Origin of the sequence: Sinomonas sp. G460-2, from assembly GCF_047759905.1 — a bacterium.
GTDB lineage: Bacteria > Actinomycetota > Actinomycetes > Actinomycetales > Micrococcaceae > Sinomonas.
In genome coordinates this window covers 1-2,360 of record NZ_JBKZWT010000445.1, presented here as the reverse complement: position 1 = coordinate 2,360, position 2,360 = coordinate 1, and the positions used below count along the sequence as shown (strand labels likewise).

The following is a 2,360-nucleotide window of genomic DNA, read 5'->3' as shown; positions in this document are numbered from 1 at the left end:
CGCCGAAGGCGAGGCGGCGCATGAACGCGGGCGTCACTGCCGCCGCCCATCTGGCCGGACCATGTCTCCCGGCCGCGTCGAGTAGCGCCGCGGCCGCGGCGAGCGACATCGCGGCGAGCCAACCGCCGACGACGACTAGGCCTGCGGTGCTAGCGGCGAGCCCCAGGAGAGCGTCGACCGATTCCGTCGGGCTGGCGTCGCCCAAGACTCGGCCGGCGAGGGCCAATGAGAGCCCGAGAACGAGGATGGCGAGCGTCGCGACGAGGTCACGAGCGAGCCCCCGGAGCCTGCTGTGCATGAATCCCCCCAAGAACATCGGACGTCGGAACGCCCGAGATGCACGATCATGTCATTTGATGCAGTTTGGTACTTGAATGTGATTGTGGACATGTTAGGCAGCATTTGTCTAGCTAGACCAAATTTGGTTGCTTTGACCATCTATTGATGAGATTTCTAGGGTTGCCCCTATGCGATGGGAAGCCCTCTTCGACGACTTCGAGGCTCAGCTGGTCGAAGCGCAGCGAGCGGAGCTCGAGGCCGAGGTCCGCGAGCTCGCGTGGGCCGAACAATCCGAACTCGCGCTCGCGGAGCGGCTTCGAGGCGACGACGGCGCCGTCATAGACGTCGCACTGTGCGGAGGGTTGAGGTTCCGCGGAGAGGTCCGTCAGGTTGCCGACACCTGGTTTTGCCTCGAGGCCGGGCCTCGGAGCGTCCTCATTCCGCTGCACGCCGTCGTCGCCATTGGCGGGCTCGGCCGACGTTCGCGGCGCGAGGTCTCGGCCGTCCGTCGCGGCCTCAGTCTTGCGTCAGCGCTGCGCGCCCTCGCGCGGGCACGCGTCCAGGTCGTGTGTCACTTGGGTCGCGGCTCGGGCGCGCCGATAACCGTCTCGGGGACCATCGACGGCGTGGGGCGGGACTATGCCGAGCTTGCCCCGGGCCGAGCCGAGGCGTGGGAGACGCGGGCACTCGGCACGACGCTCGCGGCGCTCAGCGCGCTCGTCGCCGTCGTCTCCCCGGCATGAAGCCTGTCTCAGCGACTGCCAGGCTGGGCTCGATGCTCGGAAACCATCTTCTCGGTCTTGGCGTAGCTGGCCTGGATGTATTCCTCAAGCTTGACGTCCTCGACGCGCCATTGCCCGCGGCCGCCGACTTGGATCGCCTTGAGCTCTCCGCTTCGCACGAGGGCGTAGGCCTGTGCAGAACTGATCTGGAGCAGCTCACACACGTCGGCGAGGGTCAGGAAGCGCGGCATGCACTCATTCTTCCACCTTCTGCCCGGGTGGTCGCGTTATCCACAATTTGATGCACTCTGGACACCAAAGTTGGGCAGTGGTGGTGAATAGGACAGAATGGCGCTAGTCGCGGTGCCCACCGAGGGTGCCGCGTCGCCGCAGCGCAGCACCGCGCGCGGTCTCAGGTCGGTCGGGGGACCGTTCCATGCATTGGGGGGATGCATTCATGAGCTCTGTGGAGAAGACTGCCGTCTCGCGCCTCAGGAAACCGTCGTGGAAGGATCCGCGACTTCTTGTCGGGGTCTTGCTCGTCCTTGCTTCGATTGCGGGCGTCGGGGCGCTCGTGCGCGCGGCCGACACGAGCATCGTCGCGTATGCGGCCAAGGATGAAATCGCCGTCGGCGCGGCCGTCGGCCCTGACCAGCTCGTTGCGGTCGAGGTGCGGCTTGGGGGCGCTGAGGGCCGCTACCTCACGCGGGGAAGCGTGCCGGACGGAAAGATCGCGGTGCAGCGGGTCGCGAAGGGGGACCTCGTCCCCGCGTCGAGTCTCGGCGCGCCGAGCTCGCTGGGCCGCAAGCCACTCCCGATCGCCATCACCGAGGCTCTGCCCTCGGAGGCGGTCGCCGGCACCCACGTTGACGTCTGGGTCGCGGCCCCGGACGGCCGCAACGGCTTCGCGGAGCCTCGGCGCATCGTCACGGCAGCGGAGATTGCCCATGTCGCGACGGCGCAGTCTGCCCTGGGTGGCACGCGGGAGACAGTCGTTCAGGTGCTGGTCGAGGATGCCCACCTGCCGCAACTGCTCGGCGCCCAGGCCAACAAGTCACGGGTGTCGCTCGTCTGGAACCCCGCCGGACGGGCCCAGTGAGCATCCCCGTCGTCACGCTGGGCGCAGACGGGACCGAGATCGTGGGCGAGCTCGAGCGTCTGCACGGACCCGTCACGGTCGTCCGTCGGTGCGCCGAGCTCGCTGAGCTGCTCGCGGCGTGTCAGAACGGGCTTGCGAGCGTCGCCGTAGTCGTCGGCTCCACTCGCGACGTCACGACGACGCTCGTGGACCGCCTCGCGGAGGTGGGGGTCGCCGTCGTCGGTTTGACGGACGACGACGGCGAGCGGCGTCGGCTCGAA

General features: G+C 68.0%; 4 protein-coding genes and 1 pseudogene. 3 read left to right on the top strand and 2 right to left on the bottom strand.

Translation table 11 applies throughout. The features are described from left to right. Window positions 1–298: hypothetical protein (locus ACLN58_RS21180; RefSeq protein WP_415857193.1), on the bottom strand; the 298-nt coding region annotated here is incomplete at its 3' end. Between the two features lie 169 nt (window positions 299–467). On the opposite strand from ACLN58_RS21180, the gene ACLN58_RS21175 reads away from it, so the two are divergent. Next, a complete protein-coding gene (locus ACLN58_RS21175; protein WP_415857192.1) occupies window positions 468–1,022 on the top strand; it encodes a hypothetical protein in 555 nt (184 codons plus the stop codon). A gap of 8 nt (window positions 1,023–1,030) precedes the next feature. Here ACLN58_RS21175 and ACLN58_RS21170 read toward each other — a convergent pair whose 3' ends face one another. Next, complete coding sequence (locus ACLN58_RS21170; RefSeq protein ID WP_415857191.1) at window positions 1,031–1,252, bottom strand: helix-turn-helix domain-containing protein; 222 nt, start codon at window positions 1,250–1,252, stop codon at window positions 1,031–1,033. Between the two features lie 206 nt (window positions 1,253–1,458). On the opposite strand from ACLN58_RS21170, the gene ACLN58_RS21165 reads away from it, so the two are divergent. Together ACLN58_RS21165 and ACLN58_RS21160 are read left to right on the top strand one after the other, a co-directional pair. After that, the gene (locus ACLN58_RS21165; protein WP_415857190.1) at window positions 1,459–2,100 is read left to right on the top strand and encodes an SAF domain-containing protein; all 642 of its coding nucleotides are present in this window, start codon (window positions 1,459–1,461) and stop codon (window positions 2,098–2,100) included. Next, window positions 2,097–2,360 (top strand): annotated as a pseudogene (locus ACLN58_RS21160) (chromosome partitioning protein); the annotation flags it as partial. The gene ACLN58_RS21165 and the pseudogene ACLN58_RS21160, both read left to right, overlap by 4 nt.